This window comes from Candidatus Nitrosopumilus sp. bin_7KS, from assembly GCF_054095835.1.
In genome coordinates, this window is record NZ_JBSWSO010000005.1 from 22,059 (window position 1) to 41,491 (window position 19,433).

The following is a 19,433-nucleotide window of genomic DNA, read 5'->3' on the forward strand; positions in this document are numbered from 1 at the left end:
GAATTCAATGCATGAAAGGATTATGTCAAAAATGTCACTCATCAAATGTTGAAGTTGCAGTTCATGAAGGAATTCCTGTTTGTGACGTCTGCTCTAAAAAACAGATTAAACAATAGATGAATTTTGAAAAAAGAAAATTAAAAGAAATTATTCAAGTTTTTTGAATTCTTCTTTAGTCATTCTTAAAATGACTTTTTCTCCTACACCCCAAATTTCAGATTTGGATAGGATTTTAGAATGCATTAAACCATCAGTGACTTCAATTGATTCCAATTCATTTGTATCTGGGTTTTTATGCAATCGCTTTACTTTACCAATTTTGTGTCTATCAATATCAGTTACAGGAATTCCAGTTCTCACAGGAGGTCTGCTTAGTAGCAATGTCTCCTCAGAAAACTTGTCAATATAATCTTCAGATAGAAAGTAATCTCTTCTGAATCCTTGATGGATAGTTACACCGTTGACAGCTAGTGTGTCTTGGTTGATGTGAATATGTTTGACTTTACCATATTCGATTCCTTCTCTATCAATGACTTTTTTTCCAGTAAATGTATCTGCAGTTGCCAAATTGGTAGGCATGCCTTCAAGTTTTACGGACATGTCACCAAATCAACAGATTTGCTTATCACACCGAATATCAGAAATTTCTATCAATGAGGTTAAATTACTTGACAGAAGGAAATCACGCATGGAAATAAAGGAGGAATTGTTTCGCCCAATCCTAATTACAATGGGAAGGAAAACAGGAAGGGAGCATAAAGTTATGCTTCGTGCAGTTAATCATAATGGAAAAATTTACTTTTCAAGGCATAAACCAGATGGGGATTGGTTTCAAAACGCATTGGTAAATCCACTAGTCAAAATACAATACAACGATAATGAATTCATTGGAAATGCAAAATTAGTTACAGACAAAACACTAGATGAGAAAATTTCTTTTCTAAAATATCCTGGAGAAGAAAGAGCTAAAGAGAAAAGAGTTACAATCGAAGTTACGTTAAACTAGATTTTCTAGATTTCCACATATAGAATACTGTCAGTCCACCTAGAATTATAGTAACAACAACAAGGGGTAAAAAGAAATCAGAATTTACAGTCATCTCAGAACTTACTGCAGTATTTACAACATCCATACTACGCTGAGCAATTTCTTGTGATTCAAATTCTGCAATCATCGGAGAAGCAGAGATGGACTCTACAGATTCATCATTTGGTAGTGATTGTATTTTTTTAGCTGATTCTTCAATAACAGGAATTCCACCATCCATTGCAAAATCATCTACAGGAATAGTTTTGTTTTGAAATTGAGATAGTGAAAGTAATCCAGAAAATCCAGTTGCAATTCCAAGTCCTGCAACTTTGTAGATATTCCTAAAAGAGCGAACTAGTAATTTACTCTCCTTTGTTTTCTCAGAGAGTTTAGGTGGAACAATGACAATACTGAATTTTGATGCAGTGTAAACTTTCATGTCTTGTGATTTTGAATTTTTTTCAATCCTAGATATTTGAACTACTCCAAGATCTTGTAGTTTGTTGAGATGGTACTTTACAAGTTGAAGAGAGACATCTGTTTTTTGTGCAATCTGAGATGCAGTTAATTCATCATTGAATAGTAATTGGAGGATTTCACGACTGGAATCATTGGTGAGTATCTCCCCAAATGATTTTATTTTTTCATCATCAGTTGCAAGGATTCTGATATTTTCAGTTAATCCATCATCAGGTAACTTATCAGTGGACATTCGAGTTGATTATCTAATTCTAGTATATGTAAATTGTTTGGTGAAATTTGAATTTCACTAAACCTTTTATCCCAACCTACAAAACGATAGTAATCACTAAATGTCTGTTTTCAAAAAATGGATAAAGTGAGGAAAGAAAAATGAATCAAAAAATAACAATACCAATAGTAATCGCCATTTCGGTAATAGTTACTGCCGGAATTATGTTTTCAGTAGAAAATGATAATCAGCCGCAAATCACACAAACCCCTCAAACTGAAATAGTCTATGTTGAAAAAACAGTTTCAGAGTTCTTCAAAGGAACTAACAATGTTAAAAAAATATCATCTCAAGATGAGCTAAAAGGTATTCTCGAAGCATCATCGTCACAAGGCGGTAATTTCTTTGATGACCGAATGGTAAGATCATTTGCAGTTGAAGAATCAGCAAGTTTTGATAGTGCTCAAAATACAGGAGCTCCAGCAGTTGCACCTATGCCTTCAGATGGAGTAGCAAAAACTGGAGGATCAGAATACTCAACAACAAATGTTCAAGTACAAAATGTAGATGAACCAGACTATCTCAAAAACGATTCAAAGTACGTATACATTGTATCTCAGAACACACTTTCAATCATTGACGCATATCCGGCAGAATCTGCAAAATTAGTTTTAAAAATTGCATTAGACATAGAATCACAATACATTCAGAACATGTTCCTAAATGACGACAGACTAGTAATTTTCTACAACGGTCAAAGTGATGATGAAGTCATCCCACAGTATGACTTTATTCCAAGACGCTCATACAGTTCAGTCACACATGCATTAATTGTAGATGTATCAGACAAAGAGAACCCAACAATCCTAAAAGACTATTCTATCGATGGGCATTTCATGGATGCACGAATGATAGGAAATTATGCCTATTTTGTTACAAACAGTAATGTCGATTATCAATATCCAAGACTCCCAGTAATAATGGAGGATTCAATTAGAATAATGACACCAGATGCATTTTACTTTGATAATATGGAACAATTTTCAAACTTTAACACAATAACTGCAATTGATATTTTTGGAGATAAAATAAATTCAGAGTCATTTCTCATGGGATATACAGGAGCATTCTACGTTTCGGAAGATAATTTCTATTTAACATATCAACAAAATATGCCATTTGGGTTCTATGAGAATTCATCACGAGACAGATTCTTTGATGTAGTTGTACCATTGTTACCAAACAACATTCAAGAACAAATCAAAGCAATACAAAATGATTCTTCAATTAGCTCATCAGTGCAATGGATAAAAATTTCAGAACTAATGCAAAAATCTTACAACCAGATGGATAAAAATGACAAAGAGAAATTATTTGAAAAAATCAGAGAAGCCCTTAATGAATACGATGTTAAAATCCAAGAAGACACTAGAAAAACAATAATTCATAAAATTTCAATTGATGAGGATAAAATCGAATACATAGCCAAAGGATCAGTTCCCGGCAGATTACTAAATCAATTTTCCATGGATGAAAATGGAGATAGATTCAGAGTAGCAACAACTACAGAATATTACATTCAACATCAAGGTACAGTTCGTGCAAATGCAGTCTATGTTTTAGATGAACAACTAAAGATAGTAGGTGAATTAGATGAAATTGCACCAGATGAGAGTATCTTCTCTGCAAGATTCATGGGGGATAGACTATACTTGGTGACATTTGAGCAAATTGACCCATTCTTTGTAATTGATTTATCAACAGATACGCCTAAAATTCTAGGAGAGTTGAAAATTCCAGGATTTTCAAACTATTTGCACCCATATGATGAAGAACATGTTATTGGAATTGGACGAGATACAAAAGAAGTAGATAATGGTAGAGTTCAGCAATTAGGCATCAAAATTGCATTGTTTAATGTGGCAGATGTGAAAAACCCCAAAGTCGCAGATGACATCATAATTGGCGATAGTTCAACTCATTCAGAAGCACTATACGAACACAAGTCATTCTTCTTTGATAAAAAAAGCGGAGTGCTATCAATTCCCATTAGTGGAGATGTAAAAAGCCTCAATGGGATCTCAAATGCAAAAAAGATTGCCCCAGATTATAATCGCTGGAGTGGATTCTATGTATTTGATGTGAATGCTTCAGATGGATTCGATCTTAAAGGAACAGTAACACATTCTGCAGAGGATTCACGATATTATGGAATGAGTAATGCTAGAAGTTTCTACATTGATGAAGTCTTGTATACTGCTTCTCAAGGATATTTGAAGATGAATTCTTTGAATAATTTGGATGAGATAAATTCAATAAAACTTGAAAACACTGGAAAATTTATTGATTATATTGGAGGAGAACTTATTCGTGAAGCTATACCAGATGAACAATAGTCGAAACTCCACGTCTATCAATTTCAACATCATTTTCAACTTCACTTAGAGTTACAGTAAATGAGATAACATCACGAGGTTTTGCATTCTCTGCATGAAGTTTAAGATTAATATCTAAAACATCAAATTCCTTATCAGGTAAATTTTCCTCATCCAAATACGCATCACATGTAGATTCAATTCTAAACCTGTCATCTTTAAAATGAAATCCAAGTTTCATCTTTCTCCCTTCCCGTCCTGCACCCTTTACATTGACATCAATTACTCCAGGACTAGTTTCAGTGTAACCTGATTTGTGATTTACAAAGACTCCAATTTCTAGTGGCTTTCCTGCAGTAGCTTCTGCCATTTTTTGAATTCCATCATTCATTACAACATCAACTGCCTTGATTGACTGAGCTACTTTTGCTATCCAGTCATTTGTTCGGGTAATTGTGGCACAGATTCCTGCACGTCGTCGTTTATCTTCATCTTCAGGCAATTTGTAATAATCAACCCATGCCTCATAATCATGTGAGATATCCTCGATAAAATCCATACATGTTCGTCTATAGTCATCGACGTTATCTGTTCTCAGCGAAGCATCATCTGTTCTCATTCCATCAAAATCCATAGGCATTGCCATATTCTGAACTAATCGAAGTTCTAAAAAAACTAATCTTGAGAGAAATTAATGGTTATAATAGGAAATTTTCAGATAGAAAGCATGATATTTTCAGAAGTGGTCGCAGACTTGCAATCTGAACTAAAAAAAGAACTAGCACAAATCAGATTTCTGTTAAAGAAAAATCCCGCCATGGCATATACACGAATTGTCGAGATTGGAAAAGAAGTTGGTAAGAAATACAACATCAAACTAATTGTGAATTTTCCAAAGCAAGGCAGAATTGACGAGTTTGAAAAATATGGCAAAAGAGATTTGAGTTTAATCATTGATTATGACAAGAAAAGATTTCCAATAGATAGGGAGATCATCAAACAAAAAGCAATTGAAATGTTAGGGGATGTAAAGACTGAAGATGCATACATGTATGAAAATAAAGAAGGAGTTAGAGTATTTACTGATAATTGGAAAATAGATATTTTACCTCATTCAGTTCACATTTGGACTGACTTTGATGATAAAGTCACAGCATTTTGTAATTGGTTAATGGAAAATGCTTATGAGATGAAAAGTAAAGAATAATTTTCTAAATTAAACACTCTCAAGTTGTTCTAACAAATCCTGAGCTTCTGTATTTTTTGGTTCAAGTTTTATAATATATTTACAACAAGCAATAGCTTCATCTTTTTGCTCTAATGCTAAATGCACATTGGTTTTAAGAGAAAGAGTCTCCACATCTTCATTATCTAATTGGAATGCTTTTTCAAAATACGGTAATGCCCTTTTTGCATCATCTACAATAAAGAAAGCACTACCTAAAATAAACATAAAATCATGATCATTAGAATATTGGGATTCTAAGCTTTTGCCAAATGCTATGGCCTCATCATATTCACCATCTCTAAGTAATTTCTTAATGCGACGTTTAGGATGTTTGAAAAGGCCTGCCATATTTGCTCGTTATTTGGAATAGATTTTTGTAATTTGAATGTAAACTAGATAAAATATCAGTCGTACCATGCAGGAGGCTCTGAACCGGAACTTGTCGTAGTTTTACTAGTTGGAATCTTCATAATTCCTTCTTTGATTAAGAATTGAATTCCTTGTACAAATGAGTCATCATCAATTAAGCCATCTGCCCACCATCCTGCATTATTTTTGATCCAATCAGGAATTGCACTTGTACTTCCACCACTACCCTGAGTTGTAGGAGGGATCTTCATAATTCCTTCTTTGATTAAGAATTTTATTCCTTCAACAAAGGAATTGTTATCAATTGAACCATCTGCCCACCATCCTGCATTGTTCTTAATCCAACTTGGAATTTTTTGTACAGGTGCGGTTCCATCACTGGCAAATATTGGAACAGAGAATTGTAGATAGTCGGATGCAACACTAGGTACAATTCCTTGAGGTGCTAGACCATATATCCACACAACATATTTTGCTGTACCAGGTTCTTCTTTAACAATAAAATCAAGTATGGCCTGTCCGGATGGAGAATACAAGAAAGACTGTCCTTCTTCTTGAGCCATGGATCTTAATGGAGTCAAATTATTATCTACAACCAAGAAATCATACTGAACTTGATTTAGAAATTCAGTGTCATCGTATTTACTGATAAATTTAATGAGCCATTGAGACTCACATCCTTGAACTAAATCTTCAGGACCATAGTTAATGTGAATTTGATAATCAAAATTATTTGTAGGTTTTTTTATGCTGACTGATTTTTCAATATTAGTTTCACATCCAGCTTGAGTCACATCAGTACTGGTAGATTTGTATTGATCAATAGGAGACTTTTGAACATTTTGTTTATAATCTAATAATGAAAATTCGTATTCTGTTGGAGGGATTCCTTCTGATACATGAGTGTATGTTTTAGCTTTAACAGGGAATGGAAAATCATCTACAATCCAAACCTTACTTGTAACACCACCAGTTTTCCAACCAATTTGAACAGTATCCCATGTTCCTGCAGGTGTTACGATTGTTTCAAGTTTCATAGGGACAACTTGTTCCCCACCAATATTTCCAATTTTACCCCAAGATTTATCACTGAATTTTTTTGGACCTTTACCACCTGAACTATCATCAGAGGTTGCAAATGCAGATAACCACACTATAGAAGATTTGAAAGCTCCACGATAAAGTCCTAATTCTGAACTACCACCTGTTGGTTCTGGTGCAATTTTTCCAAATTCTATTTCACCAACTATTATTTTATTTCCATCAAATACTGCAACATCAGCTAACCATTTGGTTTCAGTGCCAACTTGTTTATCCCCTTTAATCCACATGTCCAATTCAAAGTTTGTACATTCCTTGTAATCCACATGGCACATCGAGTAAGAAAAGAAATCTCCCTGTTTGAGACCTTCACCAGCATACCAAGTACCTTCTTTATCAACACCTCCAGATTGGAATTGTGCAGAGGCAGAAGGTGCTGCCAATGATCCAAAAAGGAGTACAGTAATAGCTGAAATTAGTAAGAATGATGCTTTCAATCTAAAAAAAATTGTCAAAACGGATAGTTAAACGTTTTTCAAAAATGTAAAAAATAAGAAAACCAGGCAGTGAAATCTTATTCAAATAAGCAAATATAGAGGAATAAGTACAGAAATTCCAGAAATGTGCGAATGTTCCAAAGTCCACCTGTTTGAAGTTGAATTCAAACTAGATGGAATGACCGTAGTCCCTACTCATAAGAACTGCGGATTTGCACTAGATGAAAAACAAGCTGACAAGTTCCAAAAAGAATTAGTAAAATCATGGGGCTTTGAGGATGAAGACGATTAATTAAAAAATAAAAAATTAGTATTGGATCTAATCCAATTACATTTCTTTAACTGCTTCTTTACAAACGTCTGTATTACATTTGCAATCAGCACTGCATATACAATGACCTTGCATTGCACAATCGCAGGAATAATCTGGATCGCCGCTGTCAGCTTCGCATCCACATGCTTGATCTACCATGATAATCCAGAGATTTTACTTATTTTAAAAGGTTAGTACATCCAGATAGAACACTTACGCACTTGAAAGAATCCCAAGAATGTCATTACATGATTTTTGAACTAGTGCTGATTGCTGTTCAAGAAGATTAGAATCAACCTCAACATCAAATGCAATCTTTAGAATATGCATCAAATCCTGCTCGTGATTTAAGGAATCTTTGATTTTTACAAAATTTTCTTGATTAAGATATCCCAGATAAAAATAGCAATCAGAAAGCATTGAATTTTTTACAAAGAAATCATATTTTTGTTGAATAATTTGAGAATAGTTATTTTTTTCTATAATATCAGAGAAACCTATAGTTGATTTTAGCATTCTTTCAAGTAGTGTTGGCGTAGCCCTCTCAATCCCAACTGTTTGCATTACAACTGAGATATGCTCATTGATTGTGTTTTTCTTTAATTTTCGAAGCGAATCAAGCATGTGCGATGGACTAGGACGTAGATTGTTAATCGACGAGATAGATTTTGCCAAATAGTATGTGGCGCATTTTTGCCAACATGGAGCAAACACATCTGATGATTGAATTGCCTCAATTGTTTTTTGAGAACAAAATTGAGATTCAATAAGGCAATTTTTTGCAAAATCAGAATATAACAAAGTATGTTTTTCCTCAATCTTTGAGAGAAGCATTCGAAGATCCCAAGATTCGTCTTGAAGAATTTCTATTTTGTGATATTGGAGAAGTTTTTCAGAATTTGTTTCAGACAAAGATGCATGATGAATGGTTACAAATTCATCTCCATCTTTGACTATTTTTGCAGGTTCTAATTTTTCATCAAAGATGAAAAGATCATAGTCACATGAATCAAAAGATAGATCAGAAACTCTACACCCACCAAGACCGATAGGACCTCCAGATAATTGATTTTCTTTGATGAATTTTTGAATCTCCATAGAATGTCATATCTTTGATTTTTCTATAAAGGAATCAACTCACAAAGTTTTACAAATTCATTCAAAGTCAAAACATTTCCTTTAAATTATGATTTGATTTGTTTTTTATCAAGCTCCTATAGTGTAGTCCGGTTAAGCATTTTGGCTTCTCAAGCCAAAGACTCGGGTTCAAATCCCGATGGGAGCATGATTATTTCGGGGATATAGTTAGCCCTTCATATTTTGCACTAAATTACGGATTTAACTAGATGGCAAGGAGGTGTAAAAATCGACATTAACTTAAATTGTTGATTATGGTTAAACCAACAACTTTTTTGTTTGTATTTTGATAGTAAGTTCCATGAAAAAAATATCTTTTTTAGGAATTGGATTACTGATAGTTGGATTAGGGTTTACATTTTTGAGCATCATATCATTTGTTGAAATTCAAGCAAGCATAGAATATTTCAAAACATTACCTGTAGGAAGTAGTCAACCCATGCTTGATTACCCTAGACTATACAACTTTATCATAATCTCAATCATATTGATTCCATCAGGTATTGCAGTTTATCTGAAAACTAATCATTAACCATTCTTCTAAACAATCTTTTAGCAGCCGCTATTATGGCAACCATAATCAGAATTGCTCCAAGATAAAACAAAGCCCATCCTAACCCGCCATACTGGAATTGTTTTGTCATCATTGCATTTCCTGCCATGATCATTCCAATGAATAGTATGATTACTCCTATGATGAGAACCTTAATCCATGTTTTCAATAAAAAACGAATACCTAAGTCATAGATAAGTTAGAGGCTCTGATTTTGCACTAAACATCTAGAGATTTATGAAAAACGATTTTTCCATTTTATTGTGCCAATAAACACTCCCAATATAGAAATACCATTACTCACAAAAACAATGCCCCATGTTCGATAGTTCTCATAATGTGTTTTTTCTTCTGGCATGATGTAGTCTAAATGATATACTGTCTGTTGACTAGTAATTCCCCAAGAGTAAATGGTTCTTGTTACATCGGTGGCTTTGAATAAATGTGACTTTGGATGTGCATCAGGAATAAGGTTGATTTCAGTGGCATCGTCTTGAATAGATATTGACAAGCTTGCATCAACATTTTCCCAGTTTTCTTGCCAAGACCAAACACCTTCATCACTAATTTCAAATTGAATCATCTCCATTACGTCATTAGGATTAGCTCCGCCAAAAGGAATTCCAATTGTATGAGTGTATGCTTCTTTTGTATCAATTAATCCATCTATTTTGAATAGTAAATTATATTGATCATTTCCGTCTGGATTGCCATAATAATCTTCAAAATAGTGGTAATTGCATTCATTGTTTTCGTCACAATCAAATTTTTTGTAAATAAAAGAAGAATTTTCTGCCATTGGAAGAACGTTCCAATCATGATTATTCGTTAATTGTCCTTCATAGGGCAAATATAGTCCAATAAAGGTGCCATTTTGTATATTATTCGTGGAGTAGAAAATATGGATAAGAGATTCATCATCCTTCACAATGAAATTCATATCCACATCTGTGTGTGACAGAGATTTTGTTTTGTAAAAATTAATTCCATTCCATGTTTGGATTCCTGATCTATCATTTATGCTAGCATCATGATAAAGAAAAATGCCAATTAGTAACAAAATTGCTCCCACAACTAATAGCCCCCACGAAATTGAGGGAATTTTTTTCATAGAGTTAATTTTATTTTCTGTTTTTTTCATTTTTTTGGCGTATGTAGCAGAATAATAAAGATCAGGTTTTAAACTTCTTTCAATACTGTGAATTTTTTCATCAGTGGAATTTTTTAATTGGTTAATTTCTTTTCGGAGTTTTCGTGTTTCCAATTTGGATTGGGCTAATACTGCCAATGCTCCTGTGGAACCCATCACTACAAAAAGTAATCCTATTTCAAATGCCGGTTCAAGTAATGGCGAATGAAGATCAGGGATTTTTCTAAAATTGTCGATTTGCCAAAGTAGAATCAATGCAACTTGTAAAGGTAAAGATACATAGTAAAATTGCAACATGTTGGAGACGAAAGATTTTGCTTTGTTGATTTTGTCTTTTTTATTTTGTCTTGAATCATCTCCAACGTTGTCTTCGGTACCCAATAATTTTCATATTGTATGAGTGCTTATAAGCCAATTAGTTAATTTGGGATTAGATATATGAAAATCTATGAAAATAGCATTATTCTTGGGTGCAGGCGCATCAAAAATTTTTGGAAAACCTACAACTGTAGAAATGAGAGACAAATTAAGAAAATATGGCACACTATCCTTAGATGAAGTTATTTTTCAGTCGTTTTTTTCACCACATGAGCACAAGGATATAGAATACGTTTTGCAATCAATCCGAGATATTATAAAATTCTCAAAATCCCTTGGAGGCAAATATTTCTCCAACCATACAAAAAACACCTATCTGAATTTTGATAGTAATAATATCCAATATTCAAAATTTTTTGAACACTTAGAAAATGTGGAAAAAGAACTAGAACGTGAGATTTATGAAACTTATAGATGGAATCATGACTTTGATAATGAATTACTCAGCGTATATGATGAAATTTTTAATTTTCTAAAAATTCATTCTGAATCCATTACAGTTTTTACAACAAATTATGACAGATCCGTAGAAGAGTATTGCAATCTAAGAAGTTCCTTTAATCAATTAATCGATGGTTTTTCTCGTGATCCTCCATATAGTGAATTTAGTGTTTGGGATGGAAATTACGACATAAAGACACCCGAGAGCATAACCCCAATCAGATTATTCAAGCTTCATGGCTCATTGAATTGGAAAGACCACAAAACTCATGGAATTATTAAAACATCTGAAACAAAAATTGACGATCCAAACATAATCCGCCATATTGCAATAATGCCTACCAGAACACCAAAAGACGAGGAAGAAACTTCTCCATATGCAGATCTTCTAAATATATTTTCAAACCGTATGGAACAACATGATGCATGTATTGTAATTGGATTTTCGTTCAGAGACTATCAAATTAATCGTGTGTTTCAAGAATTCATGTCAAAAAGAAAACCTTTGATTTGTATTTCTCCAACTGCAATGGAAGACATGTGTGAGAACCTTGTCCGTTTTCCAATCCCACAAGATTATGATAAAAGTAAAGTTAGTTCTCAAGTGCCCAGACCAGGAGGTCACGTATGGGCTATTCCTCATTTATTGAGCATAGAAAACATATCCCATGATCTGTCTATCGCATTATCTCACATTAACGCCATATTGGAAGAAAATAAAAAAACATTGGAAAGAAAACATGACCAAAATTAAAAAACAGCCAAAATTTCATTTTGGGGAATTTCAGAAATTTGGAAACATTGTACCAAACAAAGAGATTGATGAGGTACTTTTCAATGAATTTCCAGATATTTTTAACAACATCAAAAATCCAAGAAGCAAAATTTCAATACACCTAAAAAAATATATCATAATTAGACTTGTCACTATAATTGAATCTCATTTGAAATACCTTATTGCTCATTTAATTGATGAACATGGAATAAAAATCAACAAACTGTTTCCTGACGGAACGGTCACTTTACAATTAAACAATTTAGACGATGTAAGAAAAAAGGAATTTTCAATTGGGAAAATGACTGCGATGTCTTTTAATTTCCAAAACCCTCAAGAAGCCAATTGGGTATTTTCTACCTTGCTAGGGATAAAACTTTTTGAAAATTTAATTGAATTTGGGAAAATCGCTACAAAAAATAATTTACTAGATAAAGTTGAAGCAGAACACTTTGAAATTAATGAAAAAGAGTTTTTTGAGATGTTTTCAATTAGAAATGAAATAGTACACACAATGAGAACTCCTCATAAAATGAGAAAAAAACCCGAATATTTTGAGCAATTGTGGGACGGTTCATATCATTTTCTTCGACTTGTTTTTGAATTTGCTGAAACATTCGTACAATTCAAAGAACAAAAACTAAAGAAAAATGAGTTACACATATTTTTCTCGATAAAAACAAAAGAGTATAGAAAAAATCAAAAATCTAAATAAAATTTGTAGAAAAAACAATTTGTAAAATAACCTAGTAAATTTTCCAAAGAAAAAACAGGAAATTTTACTCGTACATGTCATATTTTTCATGCGTAAAATATCTATTTTACAAGTAAAATCCACGCCTGAAAATGTAAATTTTACACTATTTTTGTAAATTTATTCACGAGTTTACTGTATTTTAGAAAAAACACTATCTGTAAAATTTACTAGTTTTACCATTAATACAAAATGAAAAATTGTAAACTTGTTCAGTAAAATGAAAACTGGTTTTTGTAAATACAGTAAAACAATTTTTACTGTTTACAAAAGTGATCTCTTTTTGTTTTATCCATACACAAAATGTTGTAAATTAACGCCTAAAATTTAGTAAATTCAAGTCTTATTCTCAATGAGCATATTCACATTTTGAATAATTCATTTTGTAAACTTGTTCTCATTATGAATATCATTGTCTCAATATGATGTAAACAAGAATCAATTCATACAATTTAGTTTGTACATTATTTTTTCATAGATTTTTGTAGTCTTTCCATCAGAGATATTCTTCTTGATGTACCACAAAGTAGACTTGTTGATTCCCAATCTTTTTCTGTCCTCAGGAGTCAGTGCAAGAATTTTCTTTCTTAACTGAATCGTATCCTCTCTTTGAATAATTAATTTTGGAACATCAAAGTCAAACTTTATCTTTTTATCTGAAATATGGTGTGCAAGATTGCGAATATTGTCAAACAATACATTTTGATAAAAATAATTCTTACCATTGTATGGAACTTTGGTGTTAAAGTTTGCAGATATCTTTTCAATTAGTAATTTGGCAGTCTTTTCACGAAGTCGCATGTTGTAATTCTCAGTTACAATAAAGTCTGATTTCTTGAGTTTCTTCTCTTCAAGTAATTGTATAACAGACAAGTCAATAATCCATCTGAATAATTCCTGTAAATCATATACTAAGGGAGTTCTAGATGGTGTAATCTCATGTAGGAATCCTATAGAGCCATCAAGTCCTACTGAATTTACTACTTTTCGTATCTCTGATTCCAAAATAGCATATCCGTAATTGAATAGAGCGTTTACCTCATCAGATGCATTATAGTTTCTAGAATTTTCTTTACTTTTACGCACATTAAATCCAAATTCAGGCACAATTTCATTGATTATTTTGGATATTTGCTCAAAATAGATTCCTGCAATTCGTCCCTCATATGTCATAAGATCAGAGTAGATTTTTTCAGAGTTTGTCTCTAGCCATTTTGCTTCTTTTTCAAATGATTGTTTTATTTTAGGATAAGTGATGTTGTAATATTTTGAGAGTTGCTCCAACATATTCATAGAATGATTTACTTTTACTTTGATAATCTTTGTCGCAATATTCTTTCTAAATGAATCATCCAGATATTTCTGGTATTGTTTAATTTTCAATCCCCCTGATTTTGGTTCCTCAGGAAGTGTAACTGATAAAAGATTGCCATTCCAGTTCAACAAAGATAGATTGATTCCATGCTTTACAGTCCAACGCATTGCCTCAAATGAAATATTTCCAGTATGTCCGTCTATGATTATACTGTCATGATCAATCTTGTGTGGGTAGAATTCCATATGCTCTTTCTTTATCTTGTTTGAAATTACTAGTTTTCTCTTATCAACATTGATGGATGTGCCAAATCCAGATATCAGTAATGGTTTCATTTCATTTTACCTGTCTTTACTAGAATTTCTGCTTTACGATAGTCAATTACAAACCCCAATACAATATCTCCAGTATTCTTTTCAACTAATTTGTTTCTCTTTATGCTTTGAGATAGTTTCTTGAATGCAAGTTTTTCAATCTCTTCTACATCTTCAGTTGAAAACAAATTCAATGAATCCAAACTTTTATCGATATACATGAATGGTTTTATCGCCCCTACCCTTCTTCGTGGAATAAGTGTTTGATATACCCCTGAATAATATCTATAAAATGTACCGTCATCATCTCTTATTCTGTTTGTAATGTATGAAATGTCTGACTCTTCTAAAGCCCTAAATCCCTTATCTACAATATAGTAATTTCTGTTTTTTGAATCGTACTCTATTAGTTTATTTTTCATCATACGCTTTAAAATATTAGATAGACCTGCATCTGAGAGTTTGCAAATTCTTTTCAGATCTTTGTTTAGTTTTGGAGAATCCTTTAACGCATTCAAGACTTTGGCAATGTTCTTGTTTTTTGTGTCAAATTGGGCTTGATATGGTCTTTCAGGCATGGTTTTGGATATAGTTACTATACCCAACTTAGTAGTTAAGGATATCTTAAGTGCAAGATAACATGTGCCAACAGTAAAAAAGAAAAAAACAATTCCAATACATCAAAGATCTTGGAATGAACTCACTCCAAGACAAAAGAATAAGAGAGTAAAGTCTCTAGATGTAATTACACAGTCAAAGAATACTAAAAAATCATTATCAGTCATTGCAAAAGAAAAAGGCATTTCATTTAGAACAGTTCAAAATCATACCAATGCATTCAAAAAAGAAAATGGAAAATGGATTCCAAAAAGATTTGATAGAATCTCACGAATGTTAGTAATTAATGAAAATGGAAAAGCAAAGTCAATAGAAGTAAAAGACTCCAGAGTATCTTCTGTTATTGGATCATATCATAATGCAGTGAAGACATATTTGGATACAGGAAATCCTAAATCACTAAAGAAATTCTCAAAAAAGAGAATTAAAGATGTCAATGGAAAGAGTCACAAGTTTGAAACAAATCTACAAAAAATAATAGAAATTGAGGAGAAAGTTGAGAGTAGAGAACTTCGTGAAATTTATGGAGACGGAAATTGAATTTGACATCCATTTCAAATATTTCAGTAATAATTAATTCAAAAATTGGAGCATTGCGTGATGATACTCATTATACAATTAATGAAATGGAAATTTGGTTAAACAATATAATCAACCAATCCCACAAAGAATCTCTAATCAGAAAAGATAGATGTGAAATTTGTACTTGTTTAGAGATAAGATTTGATGGACATCACATAGGAGGAAGAAAGCATGATTTTAGGCAAATTACATCCTGCATTCCATGTCATGACATGTTATCATTGATGCAAAAGAAATGGGATGCACGATGGTTAAAATCAAATCAATCAGAGAATTTGAAACAAGTATTCTTTTTACAAGGATTAGCAGACATTCTAATTTTAAAATCAAAAAAGACTGAAAATTTCCTTTATGAGAATCTTGGATATTCCTACACTGAAATCATTTTTGAACTGTTAAAACGAGGCTAAAATGAACGAGATTCCACTTTTTCTGAGATGTTTTGTTGAAAATCCTTCCTATAATGGTGATTTTACGCCTAAGAATCCTCCTAGATACAATAATTCTATTGAATTAGTTTTAGATACAGAGACTACATCTGATGAATCAAAACAACTAACTTTTGGTTCTTGTGGAGTATGGGTTAACAAAAGACTGAATAAACTTTATATTTTTTATGATGATAATTTAAGGAAATCTCATATCAACAAGATTCAGAGAATTTGTTCAAAATACAACGTAATAGTAATTTCAAGATCAAAGTTTGTTGACGATGTATTTTATCCGCTAGTCTTTACATCTAGAGCAAAATGTATTGGATTTAATCTTCCTTTTGATTTGTCACGACTTGCGACATACCATACAAAGTCAAGAAAGCATCACAACGGATTCTCCTTTACACTATCGCAAAACAAACAGAATCCAAATATTGTAATTAAAAGTCTAAACAGAAAATCACAGTTCATAGAATTTACAAAACCACTAAGAAAAAAACATGAGCAGAAAAAAGAACTTTACAAGGGATGTTTCATAGACTGTAAGACATTTACATTTTCATTGAGCAATGAATCATATACATTAAAGAGTGCATTGGAGAATTTTGAATGTAATCTAAAAAAACTAGATGCAAAGAAACATGGAATTATTTCAGAAGAATACATCGGATACAACATCAATGATACCTTGGCAACATATGATTTGTACAGGCATGCAATGAAACGGTATGAAAATTACTGTCTTGCAAAATCTGAAAACAAACTGTTCTCACCTGCATCAATTGGGAAAGGTTATCTTGAAAAGATTGGAATAAAACCATTTTTCAAACAAAATCCTGATTTTCCTAAAAAAATTCTAGGCTATACCATGAGTACATACTTTGGAGGTAAAACAGGAGTGATGATCAGAGGTACTTCGATGCCTGTAAGTTATGTTGATTTTACAAGCATGTATCCAACGCTTTTTGTGTTGCTCGGAATGTATCGATTCTTGGTTGCAAAAAAGATTGATTACAACTATACGACACAGGAAACTCAGGAATTTCTCAATGGCATAACTATTGACGATATTCGCAAACAAGAGACTTGGAGGCACCTAACTACAATATGCAAAATCATACCTGATGATGATATTGTGCCTGTAAGATCAAGATATGGGAACAAAAATACTACAAACATTGGAATTAACCATCTCAAAAGTACGGATAATACTGCAATTTGGTATGCTCTGCCTGATTTAGTAGCATCAAAGATAGAATCTGGAAAAACTCCGATAATTCAAGAGGCAATCACTTTTTCACCGCAAGGAATCCAAGAAGGACTGCAAGATATCGAGGTTCTAAAAGGAATCCATGTTAAAAGCGGAGAGGATTTTATAAAAAAATTAATTGAAGAGAGATTACACATCAAAAAGAACTCAGACAGACAATCACAACTAAACCAGAATATTCTAAAAATAATTGCAAATGCAACAGCATATGGAATATTTATCCAGATGGATCCCAAACACAGAAAGAATCAAAAGGTAACAGTACATGGGCTGGAATCATTTGGTTGTATGGTGGACAAGACGGAGATTGAAGGAAAATATTTCAATCCAATAATGGCAGTGTTTCTTACTGCGGGGGCAAGGCTGATTTTATCTTCTGCTGAAAAGTTAGTTGAGAAAAATAACGGATATGTTGCATACTGTGATACGGACAGTGTATTCATATCACCAAAACATGTAAAACTAGTTCAAGAATTTTTCAAGCCTCTTAATCCATACAACGCAGATGTGGAGATGTTCAAAATAGAAGATGACAAGAAAACAAAAAAGATTTTAGATAACGTGTTGTGTATTGCTATTTCATCCAAGCGATACGTACTGTATGACTATGATGAGATAACAGAAGAGATTACAATTTACAAATATTCTCTACATGGATTAGGTTATCTAAAAGGCATTGATGGGGAAAAAGTGTGGAGGGATTTAATATTGATATTTCACCATCCAGAAAGAAAAGATGCTATCCTATCAAAGTACAAAAACAAATATGCAATATCTCAAATATCCATTACAAACTATCCAATGTTGTCAAGATTTGATGAGATAAACAAATCCAGACCATACTCTAAAAAGATAAAACCATACAACTTTGCAACAGTTGGAACTGCTTGCAGAAAGGATTCTAATACCAATGAATCAATAATTCCATTTTTATCAGAAATGGACAAACTTGATGAGATTCCATTTATGGAGTTTCTAGACTACAAGACAGGAAAAAAATACCCTCACAAGGACTCACTTGAGCCTCAATATTACTGGAAAGACATGAAATCTGTGTTAAATGATGACTATATCGATCATAAAGAGTCAAAATATGAGGGAGATGTAGGTTTTTTGAAGAAAAGATATCTTACAATTAACAAGAATTCCATACGGTATATCGGCAAGGAATCAAATGAGCTGGAGCAATCACAAGTTTTCGGAGTATCAAAAGAGAATACAATACAGTATGTGAATTTTCAAAAGAGGTTACGAGTGATAATTGAGAATTTGACTTTGGAGAAAGCATTAGAGATTGGAATTTCTAGGAGAGAATTTTACTATTTGAAAGAGAAATTAAAACACAGAGAATCTATAAAACTTAAAGAAAAAATTTTAAAGAAATTGATGTTTAGGATTCTTTAATAAATTTGAGAAAGTCTTTTCCAAGTTCAGACGTCCATGAATACAAAAGAGGTTTTCTCCACATTTCATTTTCTTCGTGTGTTGCTTCATGATGTAAAATATGTAATAATCCTTTAGAATGCAATTCTCTACAATATTGTTCATAACCTGTTAATTTGGGAAATTTGTCTGTAAAATAGTCATTAATGCTAAATGTTCCACGAAAGTTTGTTTGCCAATCTTTCCCATCAATTTCTTTCCACTTTGATGGTTCATTAAAAAACAATAATAGATGTATGTGAGTTAAAGTCAATTCATCAATCCATTGAAAAAACATGGTTTGCATATCTTCTTCTAATGATGTCCCTTGAGAAACGTTCAAAATTCCATTACGTAGTAGTTTTCTTTTTTCTTCATATCTAGTTTTGATTGCAATAAGTGAGGCTTGAATTATGGCATCTATGATTTTTTCATTTTTTAATAATGATTCTAAATCTATTTTTTTATTTTGAGTTAATTCATAATAGTCCAAAAGGAGGTTTTCACACCATTCCTCTCGTCTTTTCTGTATAGTTGGATTAACGATACTTCCAAAAACAGCTGTAGCCCCACCTATTGCCAATAAAGGATTTCCACTTGCTATCCCTCCTGCAATAGATAAGGCGCCACTAAAACCTAAAATTGTATCTTTTATTTTCTGTAATTTTACATTTTTTTCAAACTCTTTGTTTTTTTCTAAGTTTGACATTAGAGAGAATTCATATTTTATGAAATATTAGGTTTAA

The 19,433-nt window shown here is 32.4% G+C and carries 22 protein-coding genes and 1 tRNA gene; 11 read left to right on the forward strand and 12 right to left on the reverse strand.

Translation table 11 applies throughout. The features are described from left to right. Nucleotides 1–147: 147 nt before the first annotated feature. Nucleotides 148–600: a hypothetical protein gene (locus ACW9W4_RS05555; protein WP_457761486.1), complete on the reverse strand. Its 453-nt coding sequence runs from the start codon at nucleotides 598–600 to the stop codon at nucleotides 148–150. 88 nt (nucleotides 601–688) lie between these two features. On the opposite strand from ACW9W4_RS05555, the gene ACW9W4_RS05560 reads away from it, so the two are divergent. Then, entirely contained in the window at nucleotides 689–1,006 is a 318-nt protein-coding gene (locus tag ACW9W4_RS05560; protein WP_457761487.1) for a nitroreductase/quinone reductase family protein, read from the forward strand. Here ACW9W4_RS05560 and ACW9W4_RS05565 read toward each other — a convergent pair. Next, entirely contained in the window at nucleotides 993–1,742 is a 750-nt protein-coding gene (locus ACW9W4_RS05565; RefSeq protein WP_457761488.1) for an ArsR/SmtB family transcription factor, read from the reverse strand. The genes ACW9W4_RS05560 and ACW9W4_RS05565 overlap by 14 nt on opposite strands. Nucleotides 1,743–1,882: 140 nt before the next feature. Here ACW9W4_RS05565 and ACW9W4_RS05570 point away from each other — a divergent pair, with 140 nt between their 5' ends. Further along, nucleotides 1,883–4,117 (forward strand): beta-propeller domain-containing protein, encoded by a 2,235-nt coding sequence (locus tag ACW9W4_RS05570; RefSeq protein ID WP_457761489.1) that lies wholly within the window; start codon nucleotides 1,883–1,885, stop codon nucleotides 4,115–4,117. Here ACW9W4_RS05570 and ACW9W4_RS05575 read toward each other — a convergent pair. Beyond that, complete coding sequence (locus ACW9W4_RS05575) at nucleotides 4,098–4,742, reverse strand: hypothetical protein (protein ID WP_457761490.1); 645 nt, start codon at nucleotides 4,740–4,742, stop codon at nucleotides 4,098–4,100. The genes ACW9W4_RS05570 and ACW9W4_RS05575 overlap by 20 nt on opposite strands. An 81-nt stretch (nucleotides 4,743–4,823) precedes the next feature. Here ACW9W4_RS05575 and ACW9W4_RS05580 point away from each other — a divergent pair, with 81 nt between their 5' ends. Further along, nucleotides 4,824–5,303, forward strand: a complete 480-nt coding sequence (locus tag ACW9W4_RS05580) for a hypothetical protein (protein ID WP_457761590.1) — start codon at nucleotides 4,824–4,826, stop codon at nucleotides 5,301–5,303. A gap of 9 nt (nucleotides 5,304–5,312) precedes the next feature. On the opposite strand, the gene ACW9W4_RS05585 is transcribed toward ACW9W4_RS05580, so the two are convergent. Together ACW9W4_RS05585 and ACW9W4_RS05590 are read right to left on the reverse strand one after the other, a co-directional pair. Continuing rightward, entirely contained in the window at nucleotides 5,313–5,672 is a 360-nt protein-coding gene (locus ACW9W4_RS05585) for a tetratricopeptide repeat protein (protein ID WP_457761491.1), read from the reverse strand. Nucleotides 5,673–5,728: 56 nt separating this feature from the next. Beyond that, a complete protein-coding gene (locus ACW9W4_RS05590; RefSeq protein ID WP_457761492.1) occupies nucleotides 5,729–7,231 on the reverse strand; it encodes a peptidase in 1,503 nt (500 codons plus the stop codon). 124 nt (nucleotides 7,232–7,355) lie between these two features. Between ACW9W4_RS05590 and ACW9W4_RS05595 the strand changes: the two genes are divergently transcribed. Then, nucleotides 7,356–7,523 carry a hypothetical protein gene (locus tag ACW9W4_RS05595; RefSeq protein ID WP_457761493.1) on the forward strand — a complete coding sequence of 56 codons (168 nt, stop codon included), beginning with the start codon at nucleotides 7,356–7,358 and terminating at the stop codon, nucleotides 7,521–7,523. 36 nt (nucleotides 7,524–7,559) lie between these two features. On the opposite strand, the gene ACW9W4_RS05600 is transcribed toward ACW9W4_RS05595, so the two are convergent. Together ACW9W4_RS05600 and ACW9W4_RS05605 are read right to left on the reverse strand one after the other, a co-directional pair. Next, nucleotides 7,560–7,703, reverse strand: a complete 144-nt coding sequence (locus ACW9W4_RS05600) for a hypothetical protein (protein ID WP_457761494.1) — start codon at nucleotides 7,701–7,703, stop codon at nucleotides 7,560–7,562. Between the two features lie 54 nt (nucleotides 7,704–7,757). Continuing rightward, the gene (locus ACW9W4_RS05605; protein ID WP_457761495.1) at nucleotides 7,758–8,642 is read right to left on the reverse strand and encodes a hypothetical protein; all 885 of its coding nucleotides are present in this window, start codon (nucleotides 8,640–8,642) and stop codon (nucleotides 7,758–7,760) included. A gap of 112 nt (nucleotides 8,643–8,754) precedes the next feature. Between ACW9W4_RS05605 and ACW9W4_RS05610 the strand changes: the two genes are divergently transcribed. Together ACW9W4_RS05610 and ACW9W4_RS05615 are read left to right on the forward strand one after the other, a co-directional pair. Continuing rightward, nucleotides 8,755–8,829: transfer RNA gene (locus ACW9W4_RS05610), tRNA-Glu, on the forward strand. 153 nt (nucleotides 8,830–8,982) lie between these two features. Next, nucleotides 8,983–9,213, forward strand: a complete 231-nt coding sequence (locus tag ACW9W4_RS05615) for a hypothetical protein (RefSeq protein WP_457761496.1) — start codon at nucleotides 8,983–8,985, stop codon at nucleotides 9,211–9,213. Here ACW9W4_RS05615 and ACW9W4_RS05620 read toward each other — a convergent pair. Both ACW9W4_RS05620 and ACW9W4_RS05625 read right to left on the reverse strand, forming a co-directional pair. Further along, on the reverse strand, nucleotides 9,203–9,403 hold the full coding sequence (locus tag ACW9W4_RS05620) for a hypothetical protein (RefSeq protein WP_457761497.1): 201 nt from the start codon (nucleotides 9,401–9,403) through the stop codon (nucleotides 9,203–9,205). The genes ACW9W4_RS05615 and ACW9W4_RS05620 overlap by 11 nt on opposite strands. Before the next feature lie 66 nt (nucleotides 9,404–9,469). Continuing rightward, nucleotides 9,470–10,765, reverse strand: coding sequence for a hypothetical protein (locus ACW9W4_RS05625; protein ID WP_457761498.1), 1,296 nt, complete (start codon nucleotides 10,763–10,765; stop codon nucleotides 9,470–9,472). A 67-nt stretch (nucleotides 10,766–10,832) separates the two neighbouring features. Between ACW9W4_RS05625 and ACW9W4_RS05630 the strand changes: the two genes are divergently transcribed. Together ACW9W4_RS05630 and ACW9W4_RS05635 are read left to right on the forward strand one after the other, a co-directional pair. Continuing rightward, a complete protein-coding gene (locus tag ACW9W4_RS05630; protein ID WP_457761499.1) occupies nucleotides 10,833–11,957 on the forward strand; it encodes an SIR2 family protein in 1,125 nt (374 codons plus the stop codon). After that, nucleotides 11,944–12,693: a hypothetical protein gene (locus ACW9W4_RS05635; RefSeq protein ID WP_457761500.1), complete on the forward strand. Its 750-nt coding sequence runs from the start codon at nucleotides 11,944–11,946 to the stop codon at nucleotides 12,691–12,693. The genes ACW9W4_RS05630 and ACW9W4_RS05635 overlap by 14 nt, the downstream gene beginning before the upstream one ends. 477 nt (nucleotides 12,694–13,170) lie before the next feature. On the opposite strand, the gene cas1 is transcribed toward ACW9W4_RS05635, so the two are convergent. Beyond that, a complete protein-coding gene (cas1, locus tag ACW9W4_RS05640; RefSeq protein WP_457761501.1) occupies nucleotides 13,171–14,382 on the reverse strand; it encodes a CRISPR-associated endonuclease Cas1 in 1,212 nt (403 codons plus the stop codon). Next, a complete protein-coding gene (locus tag ACW9W4_RS05645; protein ID WP_457761502.1) occupies nucleotides 14,379–14,966 on the reverse strand; it encodes a MarR family transcriptional regulator in 588 nt (195 codons plus the stop codon). Before ACW9W4_RS05645 ends, cas1 begins: the two co-directional genes overlap by 4 nt. Before the next feature lie 37 nt (nucleotides 14,967–15,003). Between ACW9W4_RS05645 and ACW9W4_RS05650 the strand changes: the two genes are divergently transcribed. The 3 genes from ACW9W4_RS05650 to ACW9W4_RS05660 are packed head-to-tail and all read left to right on the forward strand — an operon-like array spanning nucleotide 15,004 to nucleotide 18,669. Further along, the gene (locus ACW9W4_RS05650; protein WP_457761503.1) at nucleotides 15,004–15,519 is read left to right on the forward strand and encodes a hypothetical protein; all 516 of its coding nucleotides are present in this window, start codon (nucleotides 15,004–15,006) and stop codon (nucleotides 15,517–15,519) included. Further along, nucleotides 15,516–15,971: a hypothetical protein gene (locus ACW9W4_RS05655; RefSeq protein WP_457761504.1), complete on the forward strand. Its 456-nt coding sequence runs from the start codon at nucleotides 15,516–15,518 to the stop codon at nucleotides 15,969–15,971. Before ACW9W4_RS05650 ends, ACW9W4_RS05655 begins: the two co-directional genes overlap by 4 nt. 1 nt (nucleotide 15,972) lies before the next feature. Continuing rightward, nucleotides 15,973–18,669, forward strand: a complete 2,697-nt coding sequence (locus ACW9W4_RS05660) for a hypothetical protein (protein ID WP_457761505.1) — start codon at nucleotides 15,973–15,975, stop codon at nucleotides 18,667–18,669. Here ACW9W4_RS05660 and ACW9W4_RS05665 read toward each other — a convergent pair. Then, a complete protein-coding gene (locus ACW9W4_RS05665; protein WP_457761506.1) occupies nucleotides 18,656–19,396 on the reverse strand; it encodes a hypothetical protein in 741 nt (246 codons plus the stop codon). The two genes, ACW9W4_RS05660 and ACW9W4_RS05665, sit on opposite strands and share 14 nt — an antisense overlap. Between the last annotated feature and the right edge of the window lie 37 nt (nucleotides 19,397–19,433).

Bases quoted from the DNA above. Each gene is read 5' to 3' on its own strand.
- ACW9W4_RS05660 (WP_457761505.1), top strand. From the start codon at position 15,973: ATGAACGAGATTCCACTTTTTCTGAGATGTTTTGTTGAAAATCCTTCC.
- ACW9W4_RS05635 (WP_457761500.1), top strand. From the start codon at position 11,944: ATGACCAAAATTAAAAAACAGCCAAAATTTCATTTTGGGGAATTTCAG.
- ACW9W4_RS05665 (WP_457761506.1), bottom strand. From the start codon at position 19,396: ATGTCAAACTTAGAAAAAAACAAAGAGTTTGAAAAAAATGTAAAATTA.
- ACW9W4_RS05595 (WP_457761493.1), top strand. From the start codon at position 7,356: ATGTGCGAATGTTCCAAAGTCCACCTGTTTGAAGTTGAATTCAAACTA.
- ACW9W4_RS05630 (WP_457761499.1), top strand. From the start codon at position 10,833: ATGAAAATAGCATTATTCTTGGGTGCAGGCGCATCAAAAATTTTTGGA.
- ACW9W4_RS05600 (WP_457761494.1), bottom strand. From the start codon at position 7,703: ATGGTAGATCAAGCATGTGGATGCGAAGCTGACAGCGGCGATCCAGAT.
- ACW9W4_RS05605 (WP_457761495.1), bottom strand. From the start codon at position 8,642: ATGGAGATTCAAAAATTCATCAAAGAAAATCAATTATCTGGAGGTCCT.
- ACW9W4_RS05585 (WP_457761491.1), bottom strand. From the start codon at position 5,672: ATGGCAGGCCTTTTCAAACATCCTAAACGTCGCATTAAGAAATTACTT.
- ACW9W4_RS05580 (WP_457761590.1), top strand. From the start codon at position 4,824: ATGATATTTTCAGAAGTGGTCGCAGACTTGCAATCTGAACTAAAAAAA.
- ACW9W4_RS05565 (WP_457761488.1), bottom strand. From the start codon at position 1,742: ATGTCCACTGATAAGTTACCTGATGATGGATTAACTGAAAATATCAGA.
- ACW9W4_RS05575 (WP_457761490.1), bottom strand. From the start codon at position 4,742: ATGGCAATGCCTATGGATTTTGATGGAATGAGAACAGATGATGCTTCG.
- ACW9W4_RS05570 (WP_457761489.1), top strand. From the start codon at position 1,883: ATGAATCAAAAAATAACAATACCAATAGTAATCGCCATTTCGGTAATA.
- ACW9W4_RS05615 (WP_457761496.1), top strand. From the start codon at position 8,983: ATGAAAAAAATATCTTTTTTAGGAATTGGATTACTGATAGTTGGATTA.
- ACW9W4_RS05560 (WP_457761487.1), top strand. From the start codon at position 689: ATGGAAATAAAGGAGGAATTGTTTCGCCCAATCCTAATTACAATGGGA.
- ACW9W4_RS05555 (WP_457761486.1), bottom strand. From the start codon at position 600: ATGTCCGTAAAACTTGAAGGCATGCCTACCAATTTGGCAACTGCAGAT.
- cas1 (WP_457761501.1), bottom strand. From the start codon at position 14,382: ATGAAACCATTACTGATATCTGGATTTGGCACATCCATCAATGTTGAT.